Origin of the sequence: Arthrobacter sp. MYb227 (assembly GCF_002975435.1) — a bacterium.
Lineage (GTDB): Bacteria > Actinomycetota > Actinomycetes > Actinomycetales > Micrococcaceae > Paeniglutamicibacter.
This window is the reverse complement of record NZ_PCPT01000002.1, coordinates 365,134-390,459: the sequence shown is the minus strand read 5'-3', so window position 1 is coordinate 390,459 and position 25,326 is coordinate 365,134. Positions and strand designations below refer to the sequence as shown.

Here is a 25,326-nt window from a genome sequence, read left to right as displayed (position 1 = left end):
GCCAGGTGGCGTCCTGCGCAGGTATGAAAATAAGATGATACTTAGCTAACCAGGCGGATCTTCTCCGATAAGCCGTCGCAGTTGTTGCCGCGGCCTAGCCCCAAATTGAGCAGGAGCCGTAGAGATATATGTATGTCCACTGGGTGTGGTGATTTGGAAACTATGTCGCTCCCCTTTCACCGGATGTTCTTCCCATCCAGGGGCTTCTTTCGTCTGGTTACAGGAAAAACAACGCCCATCTCCATTGGCCGCGCTGGTTTCTCCGTCCTGACGCACCTGAACCACATGATCAATATCCCGAATTTTCGCATTACAAAATGGTGTCCTGCAATATTGGTCACGCACCATGATCAGCTTCTTTAGATTCCCGCCAAAGCTCCGACGGTACGATTCCATGGCCACCAAACGACCGCTATGGTTCTCCACAAAAAGCCCGCGAACCCAGATACCCAGTTCATCAGCCCCACCGGCACGATCCGCCGCGATCATCTCTCTGGCCCGCTGGGCGCTAATCAATCCATATCCCGGGATCAATACCGGCTCATTGCTATCTTCACTGAGCACCGCGGCATCCATCACCAACAAAATTTCCAAGGGAGGCTGCTGGGCAACATTAAGCCCGGTCACCAGCTCATAAAAGCTATCAGCACGAATCTGTGCAGCGTTACGTTCCTCCCCCGGCCGATTCTGCGCATACTCGGTCTCCCGAGCCAACACCTGTGCTAAGGCAATGCCCATCGGCAAGGGAAAGCGTCCTTTAAGCAATACCTCGTGCGGGCTAATCTGTTGCACCCCTACACAACGATTCTTTTTCGCCAAGGCTTCCAGATCAGCCTCGGTTTGCGGCTCAAAGATTTTGGCCCAGTACTCAATGGCTTGAGCCAGCAACTGCGTGCCCTGATCAAAACAGCGCGTGCCTTCTTCCCACAAAAGCCTGTCGATCAGCCGACGGTTTGAGGTTTGCAGGTTTCGGGTACCAGTAATCACCACCTGGACTTGCGCCCAAATCAGTTTCCCTTGTTTCAAGGCTTCGGCGGTATGCGGCAGATCATCGCGCAGCACCCGGGCATCTTTGGTAAACCGGGTGCCCTGCTTCGGAGATAACCGCATGGCCAAGGCAACATCCTTGGAGGCACCCCACCCCGGATTCCTCTCCCGAATCTTCTGGCTTTGACGTTCCGCAGATAAAGAATCCTCATAGGCCACGGCCTGAGTTGCCTGCATGGCGGTCAGCGCGCTCTTGGTTTCTTCAAGGGCGGCAATATTTTCCACCATCGAAAAATGATCACGGGGAGTCTTCAACCGGTTAATCCCGGCAGCCATGCGCCGGATCCCTTCAGCACCTCGAGAAAAAATATACTCGTCAAACACCGCATCCAGATCAATCCCCTGATCCAGCAAGTCTTCGCAACTCAACTGGTCTCCGGGTTCACCCTGAGGGTTCCCGGAAGCAGGAGTACCGATCGAAGACTTCTTCGCCATATCACCAGTATAGAACTAGTGAACTAGATATAGAAGATTTATTTCATATTTATCGAAGTAATTTTCCAATCATTCCTTCTGCCACTCGATGTCCCAGACTCCATCAAAGCTGAAAACATCTGAGCTAGACGCGCACCCATCCACTCCTAATTTTATGAGCCTGGCTTTCCACTAAACCGAGAATCGCGGTGTTGTGGAAAACCAAAAGGAGACCCGCACCTGCCGAAAAATTTCGGCGGGCACAGATCCCCTTCTCAGTGGACAAAAACTGCTACTCGGCAGCTACCAGGTACATCTTGCGTAGTGGCTCATGCAGCGTCCAACTGGTGTGCATACCTTCGGAAAGGTGGCATACGGTGCCCGGCACCAAATGCAACTCGGCGGCCGCAAAGCCATTCTCCGCGTGAATCTGTACGGTGGCCGAACCGCTGAGCACAACAAATAGCTCCTCGGCTTCCACGTCAGTCATGGTCCCGGCGCTCATTTCCCACAGACCAAATTCAACACCAAAGATCTCGCCCAATTCCTGGGCCGCGGTGCTCGGATTCCCCTCAACAGATTGTTCGGCGGGGACCGGTTCGTGTTCCATTCCAACGCTTAGCGCATCAACGGTGCGGTCCTTGAGAACTGGTGTAGTTTGCTGGCTCATGAGTCGAATCCCATTCCAACGGCATCCATGGTTTTAAGGAATAAGCCGCGCTCACCTTCACGGTGATCGGCACGAGCCATGGCAGCTGTCATCATCTTGACCCCAAGCCAGGCAGCCGGCTCTGGAGGGAACGGCAACGGCTTCTTCTTGACCATTTCCAACTCGGTGAGCTCGGTCTTCTTGCCATCGAGTAGATCCAGCATGACCTTGGCACCAAAGCGTGAGGCACCAACACCCAGACCGGTAAATCCGGCAACCGAGGCAACCTTGCCCTTATACGCCAGGGCAAAGAATGAGAAGAAGCGTGAGCATGAATCAATGGCTCCACCCCAGGCGTGCGAGAACTTCAAGTCCTGCAGCTCCGGGAAGGTGGCAAAGAAGTGTGCGGCAAGCTTGGTGTAGGTGGTTTCGCTGTCGTAGTACTCGTGGTTCACCTTGCCGCCAAAGCGGTAGATGGCGTCCCAACCGCCGTACAGAATACGGAAGTCACCATTTTCATCAATGATGGGACGTGAGTAGTGGAAGCGGTTGTTCAAGTCGACCAGGCCGTGCAGCGTCTCCCAGCCAATGGCTTCGCGCTGGGCCTTGGTCAACGGATCGGTGACAAGCACGTAGTCGTACACCGGGACGGTCATCAGCGCATTGCGCTTGAGCAATGTGGGGAACACATTGGTGGCCAGGGCAACCTTAGCAGCAGTGATCTGGCCTCCGTCGGTGTCGGCAACAATGCGGCCGCCGACCTCGGAAATCCCGGTGACCTTTGACTGCTCGTAAACCTTGACCCCCAACTGCTCGCAGGCTTCCAGTAGTCCCCACGCGAGCTTGGCCGGGTTGACCAAAACCGTATCTTCCTTGGACCACGAGCCCGAGTAGAAAGCATCGGATTTGATCAGTTCGTTTGTCTGCGCACGGTCAAGGTAAATGACGTCTTCGCCATTTGATTCCTCGCGCAACCAGGCATCCTGGTGCGGTTCGGTGGCAACGGCCAGCGCACCCTCGCGGATCAAATCACAATCGATGCCATAGCGTTCGATGGTTTCGATGAGCTCGGCGAGGTTCTCATTGCCCAACTCGGTCAGTCGCGCATTTTCCTTGGGCAGGTGTGCCTCGCCATTGGATTCTCCGTGGACCAATGAGGTTTCGCAGAAACCACCATTGCGTCCCGAAGCCTCGGAACCAATCCAGGCCGCTTCAAGCAAAACCACTGTGGTTTCCGGGTTGCGCTCCTTGGCCAGCAGCGCGGTCCACAAACCGGTGTACCCGCCGCCCACAACCAGCAGATCGGTGTTCAGCTGTGCACGCAGTGACTCCCGTACGCCCGGACGAGCCGGTGAATCCAGCCAGTACACCGCACGCTTGGTATCACGCAGGGACGCGGCGCACAGTGCCGGATCAATTGACTTTTCGGCGTTCTCAAAGAACGTCGGTTTTGAAATGGTCATTGCCTTATTTCTTGGTTAGAGGCTGCTGTTTTTGGCAGGTTCCAGATCCGCATCCTGCGGTTCCGCTGCGCCGTGTGGGTTGGTTTCCCACCGAGGGCGCGGCACCGAGGCCAACAGGGTCTGGGTATAGGGGTGCTGCGGGTGGTTCAGTACCTGAGCGGTGGGACCAGATTCAACGATCGATCCGTTTTGGACGACCAATAGTTCGTCACAGATCTCCCCCACGATGGCCAGGTCGTGGCTGATAAACAGCACCGAAACGCCCTGTTCACGACGCAGCTTATTCACCAGTTCCAGCACCTGTGCCTGTACCGAAACATCAAGTGCACTTGTTGCTTCATCCAGCACCAGCAGACGCGGTTCCAGGGCCATGGCCTTGGCAATTGCCACACGCTGGCGCTGACCACCGGAGAGTTTGCGCGGGTAAAGATTCGCGTGCTTTTCTTCCAACCCTACGGATTCAAGCAATTCGATCACGCGAGCATTCATGGCCTTGGCATCAAGCTTGTAATGCAGTTTGAGCACCGTCTGCAGGGCCTTGGCCGGGGTCAGTCGAGAGTCAAGTGACTGGTACGGATCTTGGAAGACCATCTGCACGCGGGAGGCCTTCTTCAGCCGGCGTTCCTTGGCATTTGATCCGGTGATCTCGCCTCCGGCAACGCTCATCTCCCCGGTGTCCGGGCCCTCAAGCCCGGCAACAATGCGGCCGAGTGTTGACTTACCGGAACCCGATTCACCCACGATGGCCAGGCCGCCACCGGCCGGAATGGCAAGAGAAACATTCTTCAAGGCTTCAACCGGAGGCTGACCGGAGAGGTAGTACGTCTTGGAAACGTTCTCCACTCGCAATACCGGTGTCTGCGATGAATCGGAGATATGTGCACCGGTCTTTGGAGCACCGGCCATCGACGGGGTCGCGGCAACGAGTGCCTTGGTGTATTCGGAGACCGGCGCTTCGAAGACCTGACGAGTTTCGCCGTGTTCCTGCACCACACCATTGCGCAATACGTAGGTGCGGTCGGCGATCGACGCGGCCAGAGCCAGGTCGTGGGTGATGAAGAGCATTCCCATGGAACGCTCTTGCACCGCGGTGGAGAGCAACTCGATGACCGCGGCCTGCGTGGTGACATCCAATGCGGTTGTTGACTCATCACAGATCAGCAGTTCCGGGTCGTTCATCAGCGCACCGGCAATCATCACGCGCTGCAGCATGCCACCGGAAAGCTCATGTGGGTACTGCTTCATGCGGGCTTCGGGGTTGCTCAGGCCCATGGAGGCCAAGAGCCCGATGGCGCGTTTTTCCAGGGCCGCTTTATCTGCGCCGGGTTCCTGCATCATGGGTTCAATCAGGTGAGCACCCAAGGTGCGTACCGGGTTGATGGAGGAACGTGGGTCTTGGAAGACCATCGCGGCACGGGTACGGCGCAGGGCACGGAGTTCCGGGCCATTGGCCTTGAGGACTTGTACGCCTCCAAGATCGATGGTGCCGGTGACGGTTGCGGTCGAGGGCAGCAGGCCCAGTACCGCGCGAGCGGTCAATGACTTACCGGAGCCCGATTCGCCAACCAGTGCCACGGTTTCGCCGCGATCGATGTGTAGCGATACCGCCTTGAGCAATTCAAGCGTGGGTGCTCCGTGAACCTTGATATCAAGATTTAGTTCGTTGACATCTAAAAGTCTCATGCGAACGGGTCTCCCAACTTATCTGACAGCCAGCCGCCCACGGAGTTGACCGCGACGACTACTAATACCACTGCAATGGACGGGATCAAGGCCGGCAGAAAATTGCCAGAAACCAATGCCGCCTGACCCTCATTGATCATGTTGCCCCAGTCCGCCTTGGGTGCTTGGATGCCCAAGCCGAGGAAGGACAGTGCGGCAAGTTCTACCAACACGTAACCAAAGTTCTGCGTGGTCTGCGAGCCAACCACACCCAACACGTTTGGCATGACAGCGCGGGTCGCAATCCACGGTGCGGAGAATCCCTGCACCTTGTAGGCGGCCACATACTGGCGGTTCTTTTCGGTGGCTACCAGCTGGCGGGTGAGCCGGCCGATGTAGGGGGTGTACGCGATCGACATGGCGATCACCGGGGCAATCAGGCCCTTGCCGAACAAGGCAACTGCCAAGATGGCCAGAAGCAGTGCCGGGAAGGCCAGGACGATGTCGAAGATACGAGAAATAATCGCATCAATCTTCCCCCCTGCCCAACCGGCCCACAGACCGGAAAGCAGACCCAGAATTGTGGAGGCCAAGACCACCACAATCGGTCCGGTCAGCGCGGTGCGTGACCCATAGACCATCCGTGAGAGGATATCGCGGCCCAGCGCATCGGTGCCCAGCCAGTGTTGTGGTGTGGGGCCCGAGTTCACCCGCAGCAGGTCAACTGCCGCGGGGGAAAAAGGTGCAACGAGTGGTGCAAAGATCGCTGCGATGAGTACCAAGGCGAGGAAGCCGATGGAGATGACAAGGCCCCAACGGGTCTTGTGCAGCGATTGGCGTTTAAGTGGCAAACGCGGTGCGGCTTGGATGCTCATCGTGCTCCTTCCCCGGCCTTGAGGCGCGGATCGATGACGGGACCTAGCAGGTCAACGAGTGTATTGATGGCCACGAATGCGGTAACAACGATCAGTACGATCGCCTGCACCACCGGGAAGTCCAGCCGGTCCACGGAGGAAACCAGCAGTGAGCCGAGCCCGGCCAAGCCGAAGGCCTGTTCCACGATGGCCGAGGAAACCAGCAGACCGGCAACCAACAGACCGGAAACGGTCAGGATCGGACCCAGCGCGTTACGCAGTACGTGGCGAATGACAACGGCTACCGGGGTGACACCGCGTGAGCGGGCTACTTCGACGTGTTCGCGCGAGAATTCTTCAAGCATGGCCGAGCGGGTAACGCGCCCCACCACGGCAATAAAGGAAAGCGCCAGCGCTAGCGAGGGCAAGATCAGGTGATAGATCATGTCCCAGAATCCGGTGCCGGAACCAAAAGAGGGGAACATCCCCAGCTGGACCGCGAAGATGGCAATCAGCACGATGGCACCGACGAACGATGGGATCGCGGCAAGACCGGACATCGAGGCGATGATCGCCCTATCGGCCCAGGTGCCACGCAGTAGCGAGGCACAGATACCGGCGGCCAAGCCCAGCACAGCAATCATGATGCCGGACATGACAACCAGACCCAGGGTCACCGGCAGGCGTCCCAGAATAACCTCGGAGACATCCTGACGGTACTGCAGCGAGCGACCAAAGTCCCCGGTGAGCACCCCGGTGATCCAGTTCCAGTACTGCTCTAGCGGTGGCTTATCCAACCCGTAGATCGCGGTAACTTCCGCGATGGCCTCCGGATTGGGGCTGCGACCGCGCAGCAGGAAGCTGATGGGATCCCCCGGGACCAGCCAACGGGAGAAGAACACGATCACCGAGGAAACGAACACGGTGAAGATAAAGGAACCGATCTTGCCTGCTGCGAGTTTCAGGCCCGCCAGCACGGGCTTGCCGGGGTCCTTGGCCCCGGAAGCCTGTGGCGGTGCCACAGCTACATTACTTTGCGCCAATTTGGGCCGCCCAAGGGTAGTAGAGGTGGTTCACCGACGGGGATGCGCCGGTGATTTTATCGTTCATCCACAGAATCGTTGGTACCTCGTACAGTGGCAGCCACGGCAGCTGCGCATTGAGGATCTTCTGTGCCTCAAGCGATTTAGCAAAGCGCTTGTTGGTATCGATGGTACCCAGGGCTTCGTTGACTACCTTGTCGAATGCTGGGTCCGCAAAGTTTCCGTAGTTTGAAAAGTCCCCGGCGCGCAGGATCGAGAACATTTCCTGTGGATCCCCGATGGACAGGTACCAGTTGGTGTAAACCAAATCGGTTCCCTTGCGGGCTTCCGGATCGGAGAACAGCGCGGTGTAGGCGTTCGGGGTGACGGTGTTGATAGTTGCCTTGAGCCCGATCGACTCGGCCGCCGCGGCGGTGGCCTGGGCGACAACCGCGAAGTTATTACCCATGGGTGCGGTGGTGATGGTAATTTCTTGCCCGGCAACACCCTGTTCTTCGATGATCTTGGCCGCTGCCTCAATATCGTAGGGGTAATCCGTGAGCTCGGCGAAGGCCGCCTGCTGGGTTGCTTTATCTGCAGCGCCCCAGACCGATTCGGCGGTCAATGCGTTTGTACGCTTTGCGTAGCCAGCTTCGGCCGCGGCCACCAGACCGGTGCGGTCGATAGACATCAGTAGTGCCTTGCGGACCTCTGGATTACCCAGTGGCCCTTCGGGGTTGGTGACGATCAGTGACTGCACCGCGGAGTTGGTGCCAAAGAAGACCTTCCCGGCGCCGGAGGCGTTCAGCTCACCAATGGCGTTGGAGGGAACCATCCAGCCACCATCGATTTCACCGGACTTTAGCGCGTTCACGCGAGCGACCGGGTCGGTCATGATGACAAATTCAAGTTCCTTGGCCTTGGGAGCCAAATCCTTGTCCCAGTAATCGGCAAAGCGTTCAAAGGAAAGCCTTTCACCGCTCTGCCACTTCTTCAGTTCGAAGGGGCCGGTGCAGTTAACTCCGCCGGCGGCATTGCCGTAATCGGCACCGTACTTCTGGAAGGTAGCTGCCGAATCAATAACGCCCGGGGCCCCGGCCAGGGATTCATTCAGGATGGCATCTGGCTTGCTGGTGGTGATGGTGACCTGGTTGGCGGAGGTCTTTTCAATGCTCGTGACATTGGCAAAGGCCGAGTACCAGAAGGAACCGATGGCCGGATCCAGGTGACGGTTCAGCGAGGCGACAACATCATCTGCGTTCAGGGTGGTGCCATCGTGGAACTTCACGTTTTCACGGATGGTGTAGACCCAGCTGTTTGGGGTTGGATTCTCGAACTTGGTGGCCAGGCCCGGGGAAACACTCATGTCCGAGTTCAGGCGCAGCAGTGATTCGCAGGTGTTGGCCAGCACCTGGTTATCCGGGAAGTCAAAGGCGTAGGCGTAATCGAGCGAGTACGGCTCGGCGTACAGGGACCACGTGAGCTTATCCAGCTCCCCGGTGGGAGCCGGGGTGTTCTTGGTCAGCTCGTAGGTCAGGGCCGCGGCGCCGGCGTCCGGGGAGGCACCGCCACAGGCGGCAAGGGTGAGCACCGCGGCCGCGGAAACCGCGAGCTTCAGCGCCTTGGTGTTAAAGATATTGCGCTTCATGATTCTTTAGACTCCCTGCGGTGCATCAACGTTTGTTGCGGTGTAAACGCACTGCCCGTCGATCCAGGTGGATACGACGCGGCTCTGGTAAATATTTTCTTTCGGACCCTCGAAGGGGTTCGGCGATACGACGGCGAAGTCGGCAAGGTAGCCAGGGGCAATGGACCCGGTATTCTTCTCGCGGTGGTTTACATACGCGGTGCCCGAGGTGTATGCGGCCCAAATGGTGGCAAGATCCAGGCACTGCTTGGCGCCACCCAGTGGAACTGACTCGTTGTCCGGGTCGATACGGTTTACCGCAATATGTGATCCCACGATCGGGTCGGCACTGGAAACCGGCCAGTCGCTACCGGCGGCCAGGCGTGCGCCTCCGGCGACCAGGTCACCGAATGGGTACTGGCGATCCTGTGCGGATTCCGGCATGAATGGCAGGGTCAGTTCATCGAGCTGGTCCTCATGGCAGGCCCACAGCGGCTGCAGGTTGGCAATCGCATTAAGCCCGGCGAAACGTGTGGCGTCTGCCTCGGAGACCACCTGTAGGTGAGCCAGGTGGTGGCGCAGCGTGGAGGGACCATTGGCGGCGCGCGCCGCTTCAAGGGCATCGAGTGCGTCGCGCACAGCTGCATCTCCCAGTGCGTGGAAGTGCACCTGGAAGCCGGCGGCGTCAAGTGCCGTGACGTAGATGGCGAGGTTTGCTGCGGAGATAAATGAGATGCCGTTGTTAGTGGTTTTGTGTCCGCATTTGTCGCGGTACGGCTCGATCATTGAGGCGGTGAAGTTTTCGGCGATGCCATCAACCATGATCTTGACGGTTCCAAGGTTGAAGCGATCGACGAGCCCCAGGGCTTCGGCCTCGGCACGGACCGCGATCAGTCCGTCGATCTGCTCCAGGCCTTGGTCGCGCTGCCACCACTGGGCGCCACGGACGCGAACCTTAAGCTTATCGGCGGCGATGAGACGGTAGTAAGCATCCTTGGCATCCGGGATTCCCACGCCTGCGCCGACCATGGCATCCTGCCAACCGGTAATGCCCTGGGCGATCAGTTCTTCCTGTGCGCGGGCCAGACCGGCCTCAAGCAGATCGATGGTGGCTACCGGGGCGTGGGCTTCGATCAAACCCATGGCGCCTTCGTGCAGGGTGCCGGCCGGGGAGCCGTCTTCGAGACGCTCGAAGTAGCCGTCCTCGGGATCCGCGGTAGCGGCGTCAACACCCGCGGCACGGAATGCTGCGCTATTTGCCCACATCGAGTGGTGGTCACGGCTGGCTAGAGAGACGGGACGGTCCGGAACCACCGCGTCGATTAATGCGGCCAAGGGCGCGCCGCCTGCGTAGTGATCCATTGACCAGCCGGCGCCCTGAATCCAGGCTACGTCCGGGTTCGCTGCGGCGTAGGCCGCAATGGTTGCCACGGCTTCTTCGGCGCTTTCGGCTTCGGAGAGGTTGCACTGCAGAAGTTCGGTTCCGCCACCGGTGGGGTGGATGTGCGAATCCTGGAAACCCGGGGAAAGCAGGGCTCCGCCGAGGTCTACCACGGTGGTTGCCTCACCGGTGTGGTTGCTCAGTTCGGACTCGGGCACGATGGCGGAGATACGCCCATCATTGACCAACACTGCCATGCCGGTTACGGGTTGTCCCGTGCCGGTGAAAATGCTGCCCGAGTGGAAGGCGAGCTCGGCGTTTTTCTGCATTTGTGATTCCCATCTCCATAGTCTGTTGGCTAAGACACTATTTCACGTCAACGCGTCTGTCAATGGTGTTGACAGACGCGTTGTCATCATTGAATGTAGGATTGCTGGATACCCCCAGCGGCAAGACCTCACGACAGGGGGCGCATGCGATCGGAGCGGAACGTGGAAACCAAGCCAAACCAGGCTCGGGCCGTCAAGCCCCAGCTTGACCGAGAGGTCTTTGTCGAGGCCGGGCTACGTCTGGCCTCACGCCAAGACAAACTGACTTTGACCTACCGCGATCTTGGCAAGGAAATTCGCGTCGATCCAACCGCTATTTACCGGCATTTTCGGAGCAAAGAAGCGCTCATGCAAGAGCTCTTGGATCGAATCCAGCAGCTTGCCTGCGACCGCACCCATACCCCGGTAGAACGATGGGATGATCGGCTCGTTGAATTTGCGGCTGCCACCCTTGATACCTTTATGCAGTACCCGGCAGTTGCTGTCACCGCAACCTCACTAACCACCAATGGTCCGGGAGAATTGGCAACCATTGAGCTTATTCTTCAGTGCTTTACTCAGGCCGGACTGGCCGGCAAAGAATTGGTCGAACAATACGCAATTTATGGCTCTTACGTACTGGCTAGCGCGGCCGGGCTAGTCCGCGACCAGGTCGAATCCCCCGAGACCGAGCCGGAATCATTTGAGTGGTATGCCGGTTCGCTAAGCGCCGATCCGATTCGGCATAGCCACGTCGCCGCCATCCGTGAAGATATTTTGGCAATCGACCAACGAGAGATGTTTTTGGCCGGTGTTCGGCAAATTGTTGCCGCCTCAGCCCAAACTGCACCAAACATTTAACTTCGAACCGTGCCACTCAAGTTTGCCTAGTTTTCTAGGGCATTCTTATCGGGCAGAACTTCAGGCGCTGAGTAGCCTTCGCGAATCCATACATCTGAGACCTTGGCGTGGGTATAAATCCATTGCTGCCAGTTTTCGCATACCCATCGAGTCATAATTGAGCGATTCGTTTCGGTCTTAGCTTCGGCCGGTAGCCTCAGTTCAACTTGGCCTGAATGATAGCCAGAAACGCAGAACAGCGAAAACCCCGAATCAGAGATGGAGTCCTCCATAAGCATCCAATCAACGATTGATTCAAACGGAACCTGCGCCGGAAACCTGAAAACCGTTCCGGCGTTCAAGGTCGCGCGACGATAATCTTTGATTTTCACCCAGGTCATGATTTTAAAAATAATCGAGCCTCTGTGAAATCGAATAACTCATTACTCCCCCCTCAGCTCTCGGCTTGAGAGACAACGTAGGGCTGGGAACAGACTCGGCCCGCGCACCGCATTGTCAGCAGCGAAGAAGCCCTCGTGAGATTTCAAAACGCCGGCTCATGAGGGCACCCATCAGTCACCTTGATGCTGCGCTACCCCCCCCATGAGACTTACGGGCTTGAGAAATGGTGAAAACAAGAGAATTGCCGGTGTTTTGGTTTGGAGAGACTCAAACCAAAACGCCGGCAATTTTCAAGGAAAACAAACCAGATCACAATGAACGTGGTTTACTTGGCGCCGATTTCAGCAGCCCACGGGTAGTAAAGGAAATTGACCGAGGGCGAGGCTCCGGTGATCTTGTTACTCATCCACAGAATGTTCGGGCTTTCATACAGTGGCAGCCATGGAACCTGCGCATTGGTGATCTTCTGCGCTTCCAATGACTTCGTGAAGCGTTCCTGTTGATCCATGGTCTCCAGCGCGGTAGCCACCGATTTATCAAAGGCCGGATCGGACCAGTTTCCATAGTTGGAGAAATCATCGGTGCGCAGGATTGAGAACATTTCCTGCGGGTCACCTACTGAGAGGTACCAGCTGGTGTAGAAGAGGTCGGTTCCCTTGCGTGCCTCCGGGTCGGAGAACAGCGCGGTGTAGGCATTCGGGGTCACCGTGTTGATGGTGGCCTTGAGCCCGATAGATTCGGCAGCTGCCGCTGTAGCCTGGGCGATGACGGCGAAGTTACTGCCTATTGGTGCGGTGGTCAAGGTGATTTCCTTGCCCTCCATGCCTTGTTCCTTGACGATCTTGGCTGCTGCCTCGACGTCATAGGGGTAATCAACGAGATCCTTGAAGGCCGCTTCCTTAGTTCCGCCCTCGGCATGCGACCAGACAGATTCGCTGGTCAATGAGTTGGTGCGGGTACCGTAGCCACCCTCAGCGGCTTTAACTAAGCCATCACGATCGATCGCCATGAGCAGTGCCTTGCGAACCTCGGGGTTACCCAGTGGCCCTTCGAGGTTCGAAACAACCAAGGATTGAACCGCGGTGTTGAGGCCAAAGTAGATCTTTCCGGCGCCCGATGCGTTCAGATCATCCACTGCGGTAGCCGGTAGCATCCAACCGCCATCAATTTCTCCGGATTTCAGCGCGTTAACACGAGCCACCGGGTCGGTCATTATGACAAACTCAAGTTCCTTGGCTTTGGCTTTAAGGTCTGCATCCCAGTAGCCATCGAAACGATCGAAGCTGAGCTTTTCGCCGTTCTGCCATTTCTTGAATTCGAATGGACCGGTGCAGTTAACTCCACCCTTGGCGTTGCCGTAATCCGCGCCGGCCTTCTTGAACATTGCGGCAGAATCGATGACACCGGCGGCACCGGACATTGACTCATTGAATAGCGCATCCGGCACCTTGGAGGTCACGGTAACTTCGTTCGCACCAGTCTTTTCGATCTTTTCGACGTTCTGGTAAACCGAGTACCAGAAGGAGCCCACGGCCGGATCGAGATGGCGGTTCATCGAAGCGACCACGTCATCCGCGGTGAGCTCGGCACCGTCGTGGAACTTCACACCCTGGCGGATGGTGTAAACCCAGGTATTTGGTGTGGGGTTTTCGTACTTCTCGGCCAGTCCAGGAGAAATCGACATGTCGTCGTTGAGCCGAACCAGTGATTCACAAACGTTGGCCAATACCTGGTTATCTGCGTAGTCGAAGGCGTACGCGTAGTCCAGCGAGAATGGTTCGGCATACGTTGAGAAGGTGAGCTTATCCAGCTCTCCACTCGGGGCCGGAGTCTTAGCGGTAATTTCAAAGCTTGGTGCGGCGGCGCCATCGCCACCACCCGTGCCTGGCGAGGCCGAGCATGCAGCCAAGGCCAGTACCGCACTTGCGGCAAGCGCTAGTTTCAGGGGCTTATTTCTCAAGTCGGGCTCCTTGTTCGAGTGGAACGAGTCGGGGGCGTCACGGTCCCGGCCTCACTGGCCTTCGGTGTGATGTAGATCCCCATCGAGTGTTAGCTATGACACTAAGTGCTGTCATCGTCACTGTCAATGATGTTGACAGAACTGTTATCACCGACAACTGTAGGATGATCAGGAGCAAACCCGAGCCCGTCAATGCGGGAAGGAAAGGAGAGTGACATGGCATCGAAACCGACCACCAGCAAGGCCGCCAAGGCACCTTTGGATCGTGAGGTCTTCGTAGAGGCCGCACTTCGCCTGGCTTCACGACCGCATTCGCTCTCTTTGACCTACCGAGAACTAGGAAACGAGGTCGGCGTAGATCCAACAGCGATCTACCGGCACTTCCTCAAAAAAGAAAGCCTCATGCAGGAGCTGCTCGACCGGCTCTTCAAAATGACTTGTGAGCGCACCAAAACTCCTGTCACAGACTGGGAAGAATGCCTCATCGAGTTCGCCGAGGCAACACTTGACACGTTTCTCGAGTACCCCGCCATCGCCGTCACCGCGACTTCGTTGACCACCAGCGGACAAGGTGAATTAGACAGCATTGAGCTCATGCTCTCGTGCTTTGCTCAGGCAGGACTCGAAGGCAAGGAATTAGCCGAACAATATGCTATTTTTGGCGCATACGTACTTGCGGGAGCGGCCGGGCTAGCCCGCGACGAGGCCGAATCGGCAGATGCTTCCGGTAATGAATGGTTCGCAGGTCCTTTACTTGCCGACCCGGCAAAAAACCCACTGGTGGCTTCCCTCCGCGAAGATATCTTGGCACTTGACCACCGAGAAATATTCTTAGCTGGAGTCCGTCAAATCATCCGTAGCGCCAAGATCAAGTCGCAGGCCTAAACCTCAGCTATTTTGAACGGCTAAGGCAACACGGGAAAAATATATACCACCCACCGGTCCATCCATGGCATTCAGTTAACGTGACAGAAAAAGCTCTAGGCAGACATACTCTTATGAGGATCTCCGCGGCGGAGCATCTGACCACCGCGCACCATGTGAGCTTATTTCTCTTAAAGGAATCCTCAAACATTCAATGCTCGGTGGTGAGACAGCGGGTATACCCCACTGTCAACTGGGGATGAAATTGCTCCCGTTAGGCGACCTGGGTTCTGCTTATGTGAACCCAATTTGCTCCGCACGTTAGCTCGTTTAATACGCGCCAGCTCGGCAGTCCAGCAACAACGGCACCAATTCCGAGGGCGCCAGCGCCTCCGGCCAGTGCTCCAGCGACTTACCAAATCGAGTGGCGGCTACAAATGAGGCGCGCTCCACCGCGCTGTCCGAACCATGCCCACCGGCATCAACGTGCCCATGATCGGTCGTCAGCACCAAATACCAATCTTCGCCAAGTTCTTCCACCCGGTAGGTGATGACTTCTTTAATGCGTGACAGGTGGTTTTCCACCCGTGTCATCGCCGCGGCATATTGCTCGCCAAGTGGTCCGTAAACATGGCCTTCATCATCGGCATCACAGAAGTAGATGAATGAAACATCCGGCCCCTTGGCACCCAGTGCCTCGACGGCATGATCCGCAATGAGGCCATCAACTACCTGATATCCATAAGTTTCTCCATCGCGGGAAATGACCCGGTGGTGTCCGGAACGTTGTTGTTCGCGGCGTTCCCAGATGACCGGGCCGGCATCCGCGGGATCCACCAGTGGTGGCCATCCTGCTGCGGCCAAGGTAATTGTCGATTGGTCGGCAAAGTATGCCTGACTCAAGAAGTCTGGTCGGTGAAGTAGTTGGTTGCCAACGAATTTATTGTCTTTGACCCCGTGCTCGGCATGAGTGCTTCCGGTGAGCAATGTTGACCATCCGGGGCCGGAAAGTGTGGGGGCTTCCATTTCTAATGAATTGAAAACGCCTTCTTCGATGACCGCGTCCAGCGTTGGCATGATTCCGCTGCCACGTGCCAAATCGATGCGCAATCCATCAATGCCTACGAGTACAATTTTGGGGCTCATGCTATACGTCCTGCTGCTTCTAGAAGTCCTGCTGGGATGGGGAATGGGTTACTGGGCTGGCTACCGGGTCCCGCCGAATCAATGAGCGCGCAGTCGCGGCGCACACCAATCTCGACGTTTTCGCCCGGGGTGTATCCCCGTGCTTCGTGTGATGGCATGTCGATGCGCAGGCACAGTGATTGCTGGTGAACCATGACGCTGGTGGTCGGCCCGCGCAGCATCAGGGATTCAACGATTCCCTCACCTTCCGAATTCGGTACCAGAAACAGATCCTCGGGACGGATTAGTGCCTCGAGGCCAGATGCGTGAGCGGGTGCGGATGCCGGGTTAGAGATCTGCAGAACCCTGCCAAGCACCGCAACTCCCCCGCTGGTGGCGATCGCGGGAACCCGGTTTACTGCACCAACGAATTCGGAGATGAATGCCGTTTGTGGGCTGGAATAGATTTCTTCCGGTGTGCCAAGCTGTTCAATACGCCCATTGAGCATCACTCCTACACGATCGGCAATTGTCAGCGCTTCTTCCTGATCGTGGGTCACCATCAGCGTGGTTGTTCCCGATTGGGTTTGAATGCGTTTGATTTCCTCGCGCAGGTGCACACGCACCTGCGCATCAAGTGCCGAAAGTGGTTCGTCGAGCAGCAGTACCTGCGGTTCGATGGCCAAGGCCCTGGCGAGGGCAACTCGTTGGGCCTGACCGCCAGAGAGTTGTGCCGGGTATTTGCTAGCGTGTTCGCCAAGTCCCACGGTTTGTAATAATTCTTTGGCTCGGGCGGTTCGTTTGGAACGTGAGAATCCGGCAATGCGCAGCCCATAGGCAACATTGTCAAGCGCGGAAAGATGTGGGAAGAGGCTGTAAGCCTGAAAGACAATGCCAATACCGCGGCTTCGCACCGGAGTGTTTGTGACATCACGGTTCCCGATCCGCACGTTTCCGGCTTCCGGGATTTCTAGACCGGCTAAGACACGCAAGGTCGTGGTTTTACCGCAACCCGAAGGGCCCAGCAAGGCAAGCAACTCGCCGCCAGCCATGCTCAGGTCTAAACCGTCAAGGACCGTACGTTCCCCATAGGACTTGGTGATTCCGGTGAGGGTTACTTCGGCTGATTCCCGGTTCATCGGGATTCCCCTTTCGTGGTGGATTTTTTACTGCCGCGTTTTGAACTGGCTCCGGTCAGCGAGGCAAGCAGGAGCCAAGTGGCAAGAATAGTGAGGAAGGAAAGTGCCGCCGCGGCGCGTGGTTGATTCATGCCTATCTGCACCATGAAGACAGGGAATGTGGAGTGCAGTAGCAGGGAGGCCAACGCATATTCACCAAGCACCATGGCGCAGGAGAGTAATGAGGAACCCAACAGTGCCGTGCGCATATTGGGAACCACCACGCGCAGCAGAGTTTGTACCGGTCCGGCCCCTAAGGATTCGCTGGCGGTCCACAGCGTGCGCAGATCCATGGCGCGAATTCCCGCATCCAGGCTCCGATAAACCAATGGCAGGGTTAGCACCATATAGAAGGGAACTAACGAGTAGGTGCTCACCAAGAAGCTTGGGGCTACCTGGCGGAAGAATAGGTTGGCACCGCCCACCAACGCAATCGCCGGAACAACATAAGGAACAACCGATAGCCATTCGGTGAAGCGCAGTAGTTTTGGTGCCTTGAGATGCAAGAAAAGCAATGTTGGAACCAATAGCAGCAAAGATCCTAGGGTGCTGAGCAGCGCTAGCTTTCCGGTCGTGAGCAATTGCGTGGTGACATCACTGCCCACTAAGGCATCGCGTAGCGGATCGAGCGTAAACCCTTCTCCCGGTAGCGTGAAGCCGAAGGCCGCGGAAGCAACCAAGGGAAAGAAGAATAGAAGCAAAGCAACGGTAACGATGGTGGTGCGCAAGGCATTAGCTGGTGTCGGCAGTGAAGGTTTGCGCGGTTTGTTAGTGTGCGGAGCGCGCTGCGGGGCAGCGGTGGTTAGCGTAGCCATTTGTTTGTCCTTCTTTCCAGCAGGGTACGCAGACCCATGGCTGTGACCACGATGATGATCATGCCTGTTACCAATGCTGCAGCGAAGCTTTCATCACTCATTACGTCCCCGGAGATGAAGAAGCCGATCAGAATTGGTACGAGGTTTACTCGTCCTCCGGCCAGTGCGTAGGCGGTTGCGTAGGCACCGAATGAGTTAGCGAAAAGTAGCAATAGCGCTCCCACGAGCGGTGGCCACATGATGGGGAAGGCAATATCTTTGAGGTAACGGCCGCGGGTGGCGCCCAACGAGTAGGCGGCCTCCGGCCACTGTGCCTTGAGTGATCCGAATGCGGGAAGTAGCAAGATTGCCATAAGTGGAATCTGGAAATACAGGTAGACCAGCCCCAGTCCCCAAAATGAGGCGAGTTGGATATCCTCGCTCAAGTCCCAGCCCGTCATGGCCACGATGAATTTGGTTGCCAGGCCCTGCACACCAAGTGTTGCAATGAAGGCAAAGGCAAGAGCCACACCACCCATTTGCGAGGCCACCGCGGAGAAAGAAAGTACCAAATTTTGTAACCATGTTGGCTTGCTTCCGGTAGCCAAGGCCCAGGCCAAAACAAATCCGAAAGCGCCACCCACTCCTGCGGTCAGCAAGGAAAGGTTAATGGTTTGGATAAAGGCATCTAGATATTGTGGCTCTAGCAGTTGAGCCATGGATGCGAACGAGAATTTCCCGTCAACGATGAAGCTGGTTACGATATTTGCGGCAATCGGGATGATCAGGAACACCGCAAGGAAGACCAGCAGTGGAGCAGCACCTAACCATCCTGCGATGTTGCCCCGGATGCGGGATCGATTAGCTTCCTGCCGGGCCGGGGCAGCATCCGTTTCGGGCTGACGTTCGAGTTGCAAGGTCACTGGGAAGCTACCTTGGAGGCCCATTGGTCAACAATCAGCTTGCCGGCGGTTTCACCCTGTTCAACGGTGGGGAACTTGATCTTGGAAATGACCTCCGCGTCCGGCAGCTGTGCCAGAGCTTCATCCGAGAGCTTTCCTGCTTCCTTGAGTTCAAGGTAGCGGGCCGGGATGCCGCCGCCGAGGGCAAAGAGTTCTGAGCCTTCATCACTGGTGAGCCAGTCAACCCAGAGTCGCGCGCTGTTCGGATGCGGAGAGTCGGCGACGACCGGCTGAGCGTAGTAGTTGCCGAAGACGCCTTCTTCAAAGGTCTTGGTTTCAAGCTTGATATCTGACTTCTTCAGTTCGTCTTCCATGCCTAGGAAGTTGTAGTTCCAGTCAAAGACCACAGCAGCTTGTCCGGTGCTTAGCGCGGAGACCGGCGAGGTAATGGAGACCAGGTTTCCGGATTTGGCGAGCTTCTCAAAGAAGTCGATACCCGGCTGAATATTATCTACGCTGCCGCCATTGGCTAGGGCCGCGGCGAAGACGGCGGCGATGGAGGAAGCGCCCTTGCGTGGATCTCCGGGAAGTGCGATCTTTCCCTTGTATTTGGGGTCAAGAAGGTCATTCCAAGTTTGCGGGGCTTCAACGACATTGGTGTTGGTGCCTACCTGGACCACGCCGTAGTAGGCGCCAACCCAGAGGCCTTCCGGGTCTTTGAGATCATCGGGGATGGCTTCGAAGTTGCTTGGCTTGTATGGTGCGATGAGTTTGTCGGATGCGGCCTTGCCGGTGAAGGAATATCCAATGTCGATGACATCCGGTTGGGTCTTCTGACCTTTGAGGTTTTTGACCGCGGTGAGTTCATCGGCGCTTGACGCGTCGGGTGTTGCCACAGGTGTGGCAATGCCATATTTTTCGGTGAAAGTGGAGAACTGGCTTCCGTAGTTAGCCCAGTCAGCGGGAACCGCAATGAGCTGAACGGTTCCTTCGCTCTTGGCTAAGGTGGTCAGTTCCTCGAGGCTGGTACCAATGGTTGCGGCTTCGCTTGGGGTCTGGCTACAGGAAGCCAGTGAACCGCCCAATGCTGCGAGAACTGCAACTCCGGCAACCGAACGGAGTACTGTGCGTCGAGTGGTGGTCAAGCGTCGTGCTGCCGGAACGAATGGGTTAGTCATGACGAGTTGGGTGCTCTCCGTGTGAGTGAGTCGGTCTCCTGGTGAAGACCTGCTTGCAAACCCAACCTAACGACGCCATGTTGACTAACGGCGACTCGAAGATGTCCAAAAGATGAACATTGGTCTAGACCTATTGTGCACGATGTGAGCATCCATCTTTTGCGCTTCTACTCTTCTAAACGCCCCGAAACCACGATCTTGAGCCTGTCGGTGCGTATCAGATCCTCGGAATACTCAACCGGTCGCCCATCGCGAGCCAACCCCGTGCGCTTGACCCCCAAGACAGCGGCAGCGATGCCAATTTCCAAGAATGCGGCGCTCTCGGCCCCCACAATTAATGGGTTCAATTCCTCGACCGAAGAGAACGGTGCCAAATCATACTCGGCACCCATCACCGCATAAATTGAACCCGTGAGATCGTGCTCTGGCAGGCCAGGAAAAAGCTCTGCCGGGAAAAATGATTCCTCCAAAACCACCGGCGCGGTTGCGGCAAAACGTAGTCGATGAATTCGGTGCACCGGACTACCGATCGGCATGTGTAACGCTTCTGCGACCGTACGATCTGCCGGCACGGTTTGTGCCGACACCACGCGGGAAGATGCGCTATGAACGCTTTTGAGTAGCTGTGCGCTCAGTCCCATCAGGTTTGAAATATCAACCGGCACTCGCAACTGGGCAACAAAAGAGCCGCCACGGCTGCCAACCGCACGTTCAATACGACCCTCTTGTTGCAATGCATCCAAAGCTTGTCGCAAGGTCATTCGGCTGACGCCTAAGGCCTGAGCAAATTGTCGTTCGGCGGGAAGCTTGGTCCCCACGGAAAGCGCACCTCCAACAATCAAACCTGTCAGCCATTGAGCAATCATTTGGTGCGCCGGCAGGTTCGGCTCGTGGGCCAGTCCGCTAGCGTGCATCAGCAGGTCTTCCGTATTGATGTTGCACTCACTTTCTTCAACACTCAGTGGTTCATATTCCGTTAAGGCAGAGCCCAACTCCGGTACACCCAAGCAAGGGAAACCCGTTACCTCGGCCAGTTAGTTTGAAGCCTGAACTCCAAATAGGTCTAGACCTTTAGGTTTTCGTCTTCAGACTACAAGATCGGACATAAACTATGCAGACCACACTCCCTCCAACCACCTTGACGTTAGAAAATCTTGAGGGTGTGCTCTTCGATTTCAATGGGACCCTTTCGGATGACGAAGGAATCCTACGCGACCTTTTTATCGAATTAGCCGCGACCCATTGTGGCGTGAAGATTACCGCTCTTCAGTATCAAGAGATACTCGCGGGCCGCAGTGACCGTGAAATCATGGCCGATATTCTCGAGATGGTTCCTGCTGGCGTTGATGCAGGAACCGTAGAAAAGTATTTGCCCCTCATCGATCGGGAATACAAGGCCAGGATCGAGCAAACAAGCACCATTAGCCAAGCAACCAGAGACTTGGTCCACGAGCTACACGCGGCGGGACTCAAGCTTGGAGTTGTCACCGGAGCCAGCCGTTTACAGGTAATCCCGGCGCTTGACCGCGCCGGACTACTGGATCTATTCGGGATCGTAGTTACCGATGAGGACGTTGCGATTGGCAAGCCAGACCCCGAAGGTTTTCAACGAGCGGCCAAGGAACTTGGACTAGAAAATCCGGACCTCGTGGCTGCCTTCGAAGATTCCGTCCCTGGGCTTGGGGCTGTCGCGGCTGCCGGAATGATCGCTATTTGCGTTGCGGGAACCCACCCGATAGAGGTGCTACGGCAGCATGCGAGCATCATTGTTCCCGAGATCAGCACCGCCTGTCTGGCTCTCGAGTTGAACTAACCGGTTCAAATATTGTTCGTTCACACGCAACCTGATGCTCACGCTTAAGAAATTCATAGCTTGGGGCTTTAGTGTTGTAAGTACCTCATGAAGGTGCGAGTGATGACAAGCACCGGCCAGATTCCAAATGCTCCCCCGCATTTTTCCGGCCGGTGCTAACTCATTTAACCCACTTCAATCATCGTGGACGCCTAGATGGCTTCTACGGAACCGTTTTCAACATCAAAAATGGGTCGGTACCGTCCTGAATAGACTGGCACCGAGCCCACTTTGAGACTTTTGCTGTTATGCGCGAGCCAATGCCTCGGCGTTTCTTGCGGCTTCATCGTTGTACTTCTTGTTGGAATAGTTCACAGCAAGGTACCAAGACGCACCGACGACCAAATGAATCACAGCAAGACCGATACCACTAGCCAAATCTTGGGCAAACAAGATCGGGTTGATCATAGAAATCACTGCAATTGCCACACCGAGCCACTGCGCAACCTTGCAGAACCTAGGGCTTGCCCGGCCAATGAGGAACGTCAGGAACCCCAGAATCACGAAGGTTGGAAAGATAAACCCTGCGATTTCTTGAATGGTCAGATGCGGGAAGAGACCGCCGCTGAAAAACATTGAAGCACCGGCAGTTTCACTGACAAAATACACAAAGATGCTCGTGACTATGGCTCCAAAGGCCGCAATGAGAACCTGAACGTAGTTGAACGGCATCTTGAACTTTTTATACGGCTGCACCTGAGCAGTCATGGCTAACCATCTCCTCGACGCTAAGTCTTATATGCCTTGTATTTTCACCATACGCCGGTTTAGACAGATTGCTAGTAGAGCCTCAGCGAGGAATTTTTGGCCGCATTTCTAGCTCGGCTAAGCGATGTGCACACCCGTTGCACGGCCTCGTTAAAGTGCTCTATCTTGCTTTCACGATCTTCAAATACTTCTCCAGCACAAAGTCGGCAATGGCCATGGCCGATGTTGCCGCAGGTGATGGAGCATTACGTAGCAAGGTCACGGTGCCTACCTGGTCCACCGCAAAATCGTCCAGCAGCGATCCGTCTTGATCCCAGGCCTGTGCACGCACACCAGCTGCCGTTTTGCTCTCAAGATCCGAAGACCTCAATTCGGGTATGAACGCTTGTGCTTGTTTGAAGTACAGGGGTTTAATCAGCGACGCACCAATCTCACGCACCCCCATGCGCCAATGCTTCTTGGCCAAGGCACCGGCTCCGGGCCACTTCAGAGATTCCAAAGTGTCGCGAGGAGAAATCTTGACCCAGGAGTATCCCTCACGAGCCAGCGCCGGAACAGCATTGGGCCCCACATGAACATCGCCGTAAACCCCACGGGTGAAGTGGACTCCCAGGAAGGGAAAGCGTGGATCTGGTACCGGGTAGATCATGCCCTTGACCAAGGAGGTAGATGCGGCACTCAGGGACCAGTATTCGCCGCGGAAAGGAAGGATTTTAGGTGAAGGATTGGCACCAACCATGCGTGCCACAATGTCGGACTGTAATCCCGCGCAGACGATCAACCGGTCAAAAGTATGGGAGCCTGTATCTGTTGACACCGTGGTGACTCCACCCAACTGGGAAATGGCCTTCACGTTCTGGTGTAGCAATATTTTGCCACCCTGGGCACGGATTTCCGAAGCCATGCATTCGGTAATTGCCGAATAATCAACAACCGCTGTGTGTGGTGAATGCACTGCAGCAATCCCTGCAACGTGCGGTTCAATCTCGCGCATTTCGGAACCCGATAATCTACGTAAGCCCGGCACCTGGTTTGTTTCGGATCGGCGCTGAATATCGTTGAGCCGATCGATCTCATCATGATCCAGCGCAACAACGAGCTTTCCAACTTCGTTGTAGGGAAGGCCATGCTCTTGGCAGTAGTCCCGAGTCAGGGCTCGTCCGCGGGCGCAAAGCTCTGCTTTCAAGGAGCCCGGCTGATAGTAGAGCCCGGCATGAACTACTCCGGAATTATTGCCGGTCTGGTGAGCGGCAAGCCTGGATTCCTTTTCCAGAACCGTGACCTCAAAGTCACCTGTTTTGCTCAAGGCACGAGCGATCGCGATGCCAACGATTCCCCCACCAATAATCCCTATGCGTTCGATCATCTTAATTCCCCACTGCTAGATGCTCGGCGCTACCCGCCAGCCCTCGTCTCATTGCATTATGCCCATAAGCATTGGCTGCTATCTAGTGGTGTATTTCGGCTTAGTGACTGTTCAGAATAAAAAACTATCCGGTGTCCCTGCACTTGCTGGTAAGTATCCTGGCTGAAGCCTTTTAAAGGCCGAAGGCCCGACTCTGCATGAGAATCAGGCCTTCGGCATTACTACTGGAACGTTCGAAAAATTAGCGCTTACCGTTGATCATCTGTGGCACGTTCAACGGGTTGGCATCCTGCAATGCCTCGGGAAGCAGGCCCTGTGGGAAGCCCTGGTAGGCAACCGGGCGCAGGAAGCGGGAGATTGCTGCAGTACCTACCGAGGTGGAACCAACCGATGTGGTTGCCGGGTACGGGCCACCGTGCTGCTGCGCGTAGGTCACCGAGACACCGGTTGGCCACTGGTTCCACAACACGCGTCCTGCCTTGCGAGCAAGCACCTCAATCAAATCGCCAGCTTCGCAACCTTCGGTGCCAATAATGGTTGCTGTCAGCTGACCTTCAAAGCTTTCGGCGAGTGCTACGAGGTCCGATTCGTTGGTGTATTCAACAACAAGTGCCGTGGGGCCAAAGCATTCGGTCTGTAAGGACTCTGGGTGTGCCAGTAGGTCCGCCGCCGTGGTGAGCAGCAGCGTTGGGCTTGGTGGGTCGGCAAGCGGGTCAGATCCCTGGGCAAGAACCGAAACCTTGTTGTGGGAGCTAAGTGCCTCGAGGACCTCAACGTAGCCGGACTGGATGCGCTTGTTGAGCAATACTGCGGGTGCCGGGAGCTCGGTGGCACGGAGGGATTCGATAATTTCGGATCCGCGTGGGACAAAGATGGTTCCCGGCTTGGTGCAGAATTGTCCGGCACCCATGGTGAAGGAGCCAACGAATTCTGATGCAATCTGTGCACCGCGCTGGGTTGCTGCCGCAGCGGTGACGAAGACCGGGTTGTTGGAGCCGAGTTCACCGAAGAACGGGATGGGTTCTGGGCGTGCGTTTGCCATGTCAAAGAGTGCACGTCCCCCGGGGATGGAACCGGTGAAGCCACCTGCCTTGACGCGGGGGTCCTTCAGCGCAGTTGCGCCTGCTTCGGTACCCAGCACCAGGGCAAATACGCCTGCCGGTACACCCGCTGCTGCAAGAGCGACGGTGATGGTGCTGGCTGTGGCACGTGAGAGTTCCGGGTGGCCCGAGTGTGCCTTGAGGATCACGGGGTTTCCTGCTGCCCAGGCGGAAGCGGTGTCTCCACCGGCAACGGAGAAGGCGAAGGGGAAGTTACTTGCCGCGAAGATTACTACCGGGCCCAGTGGTTCAAGGACTCGGCGCAAATCCGGGCGCGGTGCACCCATGGGCCACTGAGCATCAGCGTGGTCAATGCGGGCATCCAGGTAGGCACCATCGCGTAGTACCTCACCGAAGAGGCGCAGCTGGAAGGTGGTGCGCTTGAGCTCTCCACTCAGGCGTGCTTGCGGCAGGTTGGTTTCCGCCATGGCGATCGGGATGAGGGTTTCGCCCGCCGCATCAAGGGCATCTGCCACTGCGTCAAGGATGTCTGCGCGTGCCGCTGGGCGTAGTGCCGCCCAGGGTGCTGCCGCTTGGTGGGCGGAGGCAAGAATTGCCTCGAGCTCGGTGGCGGTGGTGGGGGTTGTTGCTGTTGTGGTGCTCATGATGTTTTGGTCCTTTCACGCTTTT

22 protein-coding genes are annotated in these 25,326 nt (G+C 56.6%); 3 read left to right on the top strand and 19 right to left on the bottom strand.

What is annotated here, in order from left to right; translation table 11 throughout:
* Positions 1-45 precede the first annotated feature (45 nt).
* The 8 genes from CQ018_RS05700 to CQ018_RS05665 all read right to left on the bottom strand — a co-directional run bounded on the left by CQ018_RS05700 (position 46) and on the right by CQ018_RS05665 (position 10,448).
* Entirely contained in the window at positions 46-1,401 is a 1,356-nt protein-coding gene (locus CQ018_RS05700; protein ID WP_181149751.1) for a DUF222 domain-containing protein, read from the bottom strand.
* A 352-nt stretch (positions 1,402-1,753) separates the two neighbouring features.
* Entirely contained in the window at positions 1,754-2,131 is a 378-nt protein-coding gene (locus tag CQ018_RS05695) for a cupin domain-containing protein (RefSeq protein WP_105549015.1), read from the bottom strand.
* Positions 2,128-3,573, bottom strand: a complete 1,446-nt coding sequence (locus CQ018_RS05690) for an FAD-binding oxidoreductase (protein WP_105549014.1) — start codon at positions 3,571-3,573, stop codon at positions 2,128-2,130. The genes CQ018_RS05695 and CQ018_RS05690 overlap by 4 nt, the downstream gene beginning before the upstream one ends.
* Before the next feature lie 15 nt (positions 3,574-3,588).
* A complete protein-coding gene (locus tag CQ018_RS05685) occupies positions 3,589-5,256 on the bottom strand; it encodes an ABC transporter ATP-binding protein (protein WP_105549013.1) in 1,668 nt (555 codons plus the stop codon).
* Positions 5,253-6,110, bottom strand: coding sequence for an ABC transporter permease (locus CQ018_RS05680; RefSeq protein ID WP_105549012.1), 858 nt, complete (start codon positions 6,108-6,110; stop codon positions 5,253-5,255). Before CQ018_RS05680 ends, CQ018_RS05685 begins: the two co-directional genes overlap by 4 nt.
* Entirely contained in the window at positions 6,107-7,111 is a 1,005-nt protein-coding gene (locus CQ018_RS05675) for an ABC transporter permease (RefSeq protein WP_374954178.1), read from the bottom strand. The genes CQ018_RS05680 and CQ018_RS05675 overlap by 4 nt, the downstream gene beginning before the upstream one ends.
* Positions 7,112-7,118: 7 nt before the next feature.
* A complete protein-coding gene (locus CQ018_RS05670) occupies positions 7,119-8,759 on the bottom strand; it encodes an ABC transporter substrate-binding protein (protein WP_105549010.1) in 1,641 nt (546 codons plus the stop codon).
* Positions 8,760-8,765: 6 nt separating this feature from the next.
* A complete protein-coding gene (locus CQ018_RS05665) occupies positions 8,766-10,448 on the bottom strand; it encodes an amidohydrolase (RefSeq protein ID WP_105549009.1) in 1,683 nt (560 codons plus the stop codon).
* Positions 10,449-10,610: 162 nt separating this feature from the next.
* Between CQ018_RS05665 and CQ018_RS05660 the strand changes: the two genes are divergently transcribed.
* Positions 10,611-11,288: a TetR/AcrR family transcriptional regulator gene (locus CQ018_RS05660; protein ID WP_181149750.1), complete on the top strand. Its 678-nt coding sequence runs from the start codon at positions 10,611-10,613 to the stop codon at positions 11,286-11,288.
* A 26-nt stretch (positions 11,289-11,314) separates the two neighbouring features.
* Here the strand turns inward: CQ018_RS05660 and imm45 are convergent, their stop codons facing one another.
* Entirely contained in the window at positions 11,315-11,659 is a 345-nt protein-coding gene (gene imm45 / locus CQ018_RS05655) for an Imm45 family immunity protein (RefSeq protein WP_181149749.1), read from the bottom strand.
* Between the two features lie 335 nt (positions 11,660-11,994).
* A complete protein-coding gene (locus CQ018_RS05650; RefSeq protein WP_105549006.1) occupies positions 11,995-13,629 on the bottom strand; it encodes an ABC transporter substrate-binding protein in 1,635 nt (544 codons plus the stop codon).
* Between the two features lie 216 nt (positions 13,630-13,845).
* Between CQ018_RS05650 and CQ018_RS05645 the strand changes: the two genes are divergently transcribed.
* A complete protein-coding gene (locus tag CQ018_RS05645; protein WP_181149748.1) occupies positions 13,846-14,514 on the top strand; it encodes a TetR/AcrR family transcriptional regulator in 669 nt (222 codons plus the stop codon).
* A gap of 309 nt (positions 14,515-14,823) precedes the next feature.
* Here CQ018_RS05645 and CQ018_RS05640 read toward each other — a convergent pair whose 3' ends face one another.
* The 6 genes from CQ018_RS05640 to CQ018_RS05615 all read right to left on the bottom strand — a co-directional run bounded on the left by CQ018_RS05640 (position 14,824) and on the right by CQ018_RS05615 (position 20,584).
* Positions 14,824-15,639 (bottom strand): alkaline phosphatase family protein, encoded by an 816-nt coding sequence (locus CQ018_RS05640; RefSeq protein ID WP_105549004.1) that lies wholly within the window; start codon positions 15,637-15,639, stop codon positions 14,824-14,826.
* Complete coding sequence (locus tag CQ018_RS05635; protein WP_105549003.1) at positions 15,636-16,757, bottom strand: ABC transporter ATP-binding protein; 1,122 nt, start codon at positions 16,755-16,757, stop codon at positions 15,636-15,638. Before CQ018_RS05635 ends, CQ018_RS05640 begins: the two co-directional genes overlap by 4 nt.
* Entirely contained in the window at positions 16,754-17,611 is an 858-nt protein-coding gene (locus tag CQ018_RS05630) for an ABC transporter permease subunit (RefSeq protein WP_105549002.1), read from the bottom strand. Before CQ018_RS05630 ends, CQ018_RS05635 begins: the two co-directional genes overlap by 4 nt.
* Complete coding sequence (locus CQ018_RS05625; RefSeq protein ID WP_219844001.1) at positions 17,599-18,513, bottom strand: ABC transporter permease subunit; 915 nt, start codon at positions 18,511-18,513, stop codon at positions 17,599-17,601. Before CQ018_RS05625 ends, CQ018_RS05630 begins: the two co-directional genes overlap by 13 nt.
* Positions 18,510-19,670, bottom strand: coding sequence for an ABC transporter substrate-binding protein (locus CQ018_RS05620; protein ID WP_105549000.1), 1,161 nt, complete (start codon positions 19,668-19,670; stop codon positions 18,510-18,512). The genes CQ018_RS05625 and CQ018_RS05620 overlap by 4 nt, the downstream gene beginning before the upstream one ends.
* 167 nt (positions 19,671-19,837) lie before the next feature.
* Complete coding sequence (locus CQ018_RS05615) at positions 19,838-20,584, bottom strand: GntR family transcriptional regulator (RefSeq protein ID WP_146111822.1); 747 nt, start codon at positions 20,582-20,584, stop codon at positions 19,838-19,840.
* A 197-nt stretch (positions 20,585-20,781) separates the two neighbouring features.
* Here CQ018_RS05615 and CQ018_RS05610 point away from each other — a divergent pair, with 197 nt between their 5' ends.
* Positions 20,782-21,483, top strand: a complete 702-nt coding sequence (locus CQ018_RS05610; RefSeq protein ID WP_105548998.1) for an HAD family phosphatase — start codon at positions 20,782-20,784, stop codon at positions 21,481-21,483.
* Between the two features lie 285 nt (positions 21,484-21,768).
* Here CQ018_RS05610 and CQ018_RS05605 read toward each other — a convergent pair whose 3' ends face one another.
* The 3 genes from CQ018_RS05605 to CQ018_RS05595 all read right to left on the bottom strand — a co-directional run bounded on the left by CQ018_RS05605 (position 21,769) and on the right by CQ018_RS05595 (position 25,301).
* The gene (locus CQ018_RS05605) at positions 21,769-22,230 is read right to left on the bottom strand and encodes a DUF6069 family protein (protein ID WP_105548997.1); all 462 of its coding nucleotides are present in this window, start codon (positions 22,228-22,230) and stop codon (positions 21,769-21,771) included.
* 160 nt (positions 22,231-22,390) lie between these two features.
* Complete coding sequence (lhgO, locus tag CQ018_RS05600; RefSeq protein WP_105548996.1) at positions 22,391-23,596, bottom strand: L-2-hydroxyglutarate oxidase; 1,206 nt, start codon at positions 23,594-23,596, stop codon at positions 22,391-22,393.
* A 241-nt stretch (positions 23,597-23,837) separates the two neighbouring features.
* Positions 23,838-25,301 carry an aldehyde dehydrogenase (NADP(+)) gene (locus CQ018_RS05595; protein WP_105548995.1) on the bottom strand — a complete coding sequence of 488 codons (1,464 nt, stop codon included), beginning with the start codon at positions 25,299-25,301 and terminating at the stop codon, positions 23,838-23,840.
* Between the last annotated feature and the right edge of the window lie 25 nt (positions 25,302-25,326).

What these genes read in the sequence shown, in the direction of transcription:
- CQ018_RS05695 (WP_105549015.1), bottom strand. Translation starts at nt 2,131, where the DNA reads ATGAGCCAGCAAACTACACCAGTTCTCAAGGACCGCACCGTTGATGCG.
- CQ018_RS05690 (WP_105549014.1), bottom strand. Translation starts at nt 3,573, where the DNA reads ATGACCATTTCAAAACCGACGTTCTTTGAGAACGCCGAAAAGTCAATT.
- CQ018_RS05685 (WP_105549013.1), bottom strand. Translation starts at nt 5,256, where the DNA reads ATGAGACTTTTAGATGTCAACGAACTAAATCTTGATATCAAGGTTCAC.
- CQ018_RS05680 (WP_105549012.1), bottom strand. Translation starts at nt 6,110, where the DNA reads ATGAGCATCCAAGCCGCACCGCGTTTGCCACTTAAACGCCAATCGCTG.
- CQ018_RS05670 (WP_105549010.1), bottom strand. Translation starts at nt 8,759, where the DNA reads ATGAAGCGCAATATCTTTAACACCAAGGCGCTGAAGCTCGCGGTTTCC.
- CQ018_RS05665 (WP_105549009.1), bottom strand. Translation starts at nt 10,448, where the DNA reads ATGCAGAAAAACGCCGAGCTCGCCTTCCACTCGGGCAGCATTTTCACC.
- CQ018_RS05645 (WP_181149748.1), top strand. Translation starts at nt 13,846, where the DNA reads ATGGCATCGAAACCGACCACCAGCAAGGCCGCCAAGGCACCTTTGGAT.
- CQ018_RS05640 (WP_105549004.1), bottom strand. Translation starts at nt 15,639, where the DNA reads ATGAGCCCCAAAATTGTACTCGTAGGCATTGATGGATTGCGCATCGAT.
- CQ018_RS05635 (WP_105549003.1), bottom strand. Translation starts at nt 16,757, where the DNA reads ATGAACCGGGAATCAGCCGAAGTAACCCTCACCGGAATCACCAAGTCC.
- CQ018_RS05630 (WP_105549002.1), bottom strand. Translation starts at nt 17,611, where the DNA reads ATGGCTACGCTAACCACCGCTGCCCCGCAGCGCGCTCCGCACACTAAC.
- CQ018_RS05620 (WP_105549000.1), bottom strand. Translation starts at nt 19,670, where the DNA reads ATGACTAACCCATTCGTTCCGGCAGCACGACGCTTGACCACCACTCGA.
- CQ018_RS05615 (WP_146111822.1), bottom strand. Translation starts at nt 20,584, where the DNA reads ATGCACGCTAGCGGACTGGCCCACGAGCCGAACCTGCCGGCGCACCAA.
- CQ018_RS05610 (WP_105548998.1), top strand. Translation starts at nt 20,782, where the DNA reads ATGCAGACCACACTCCCTCCAACCACCTTGACGTTAGAAAATCTTGAG.
- CQ018_RS05605 (WP_105548997.1), bottom strand. Translation starts at nt 22,230, where the DNA reads ATGACTGCTCAGGTGCAGCCGTATAAAAAGTTCAAGATGCCGTTCAAC.
- lhgO (WP_105548996.1), bottom strand. Translation starts at nt 23,596, where the DNA reads ATGATCGAACGCATAGGGATTATTGGTGGGGGAATCGTTGGCATCGCG.
- CQ018_RS05595 (WP_105548995.1), bottom strand. Translation starts at nt 25,301, where the DNA reads ATGAGCACCACAACAGCAACAACCCCCACCACCGCCACCGAGCTCGAG.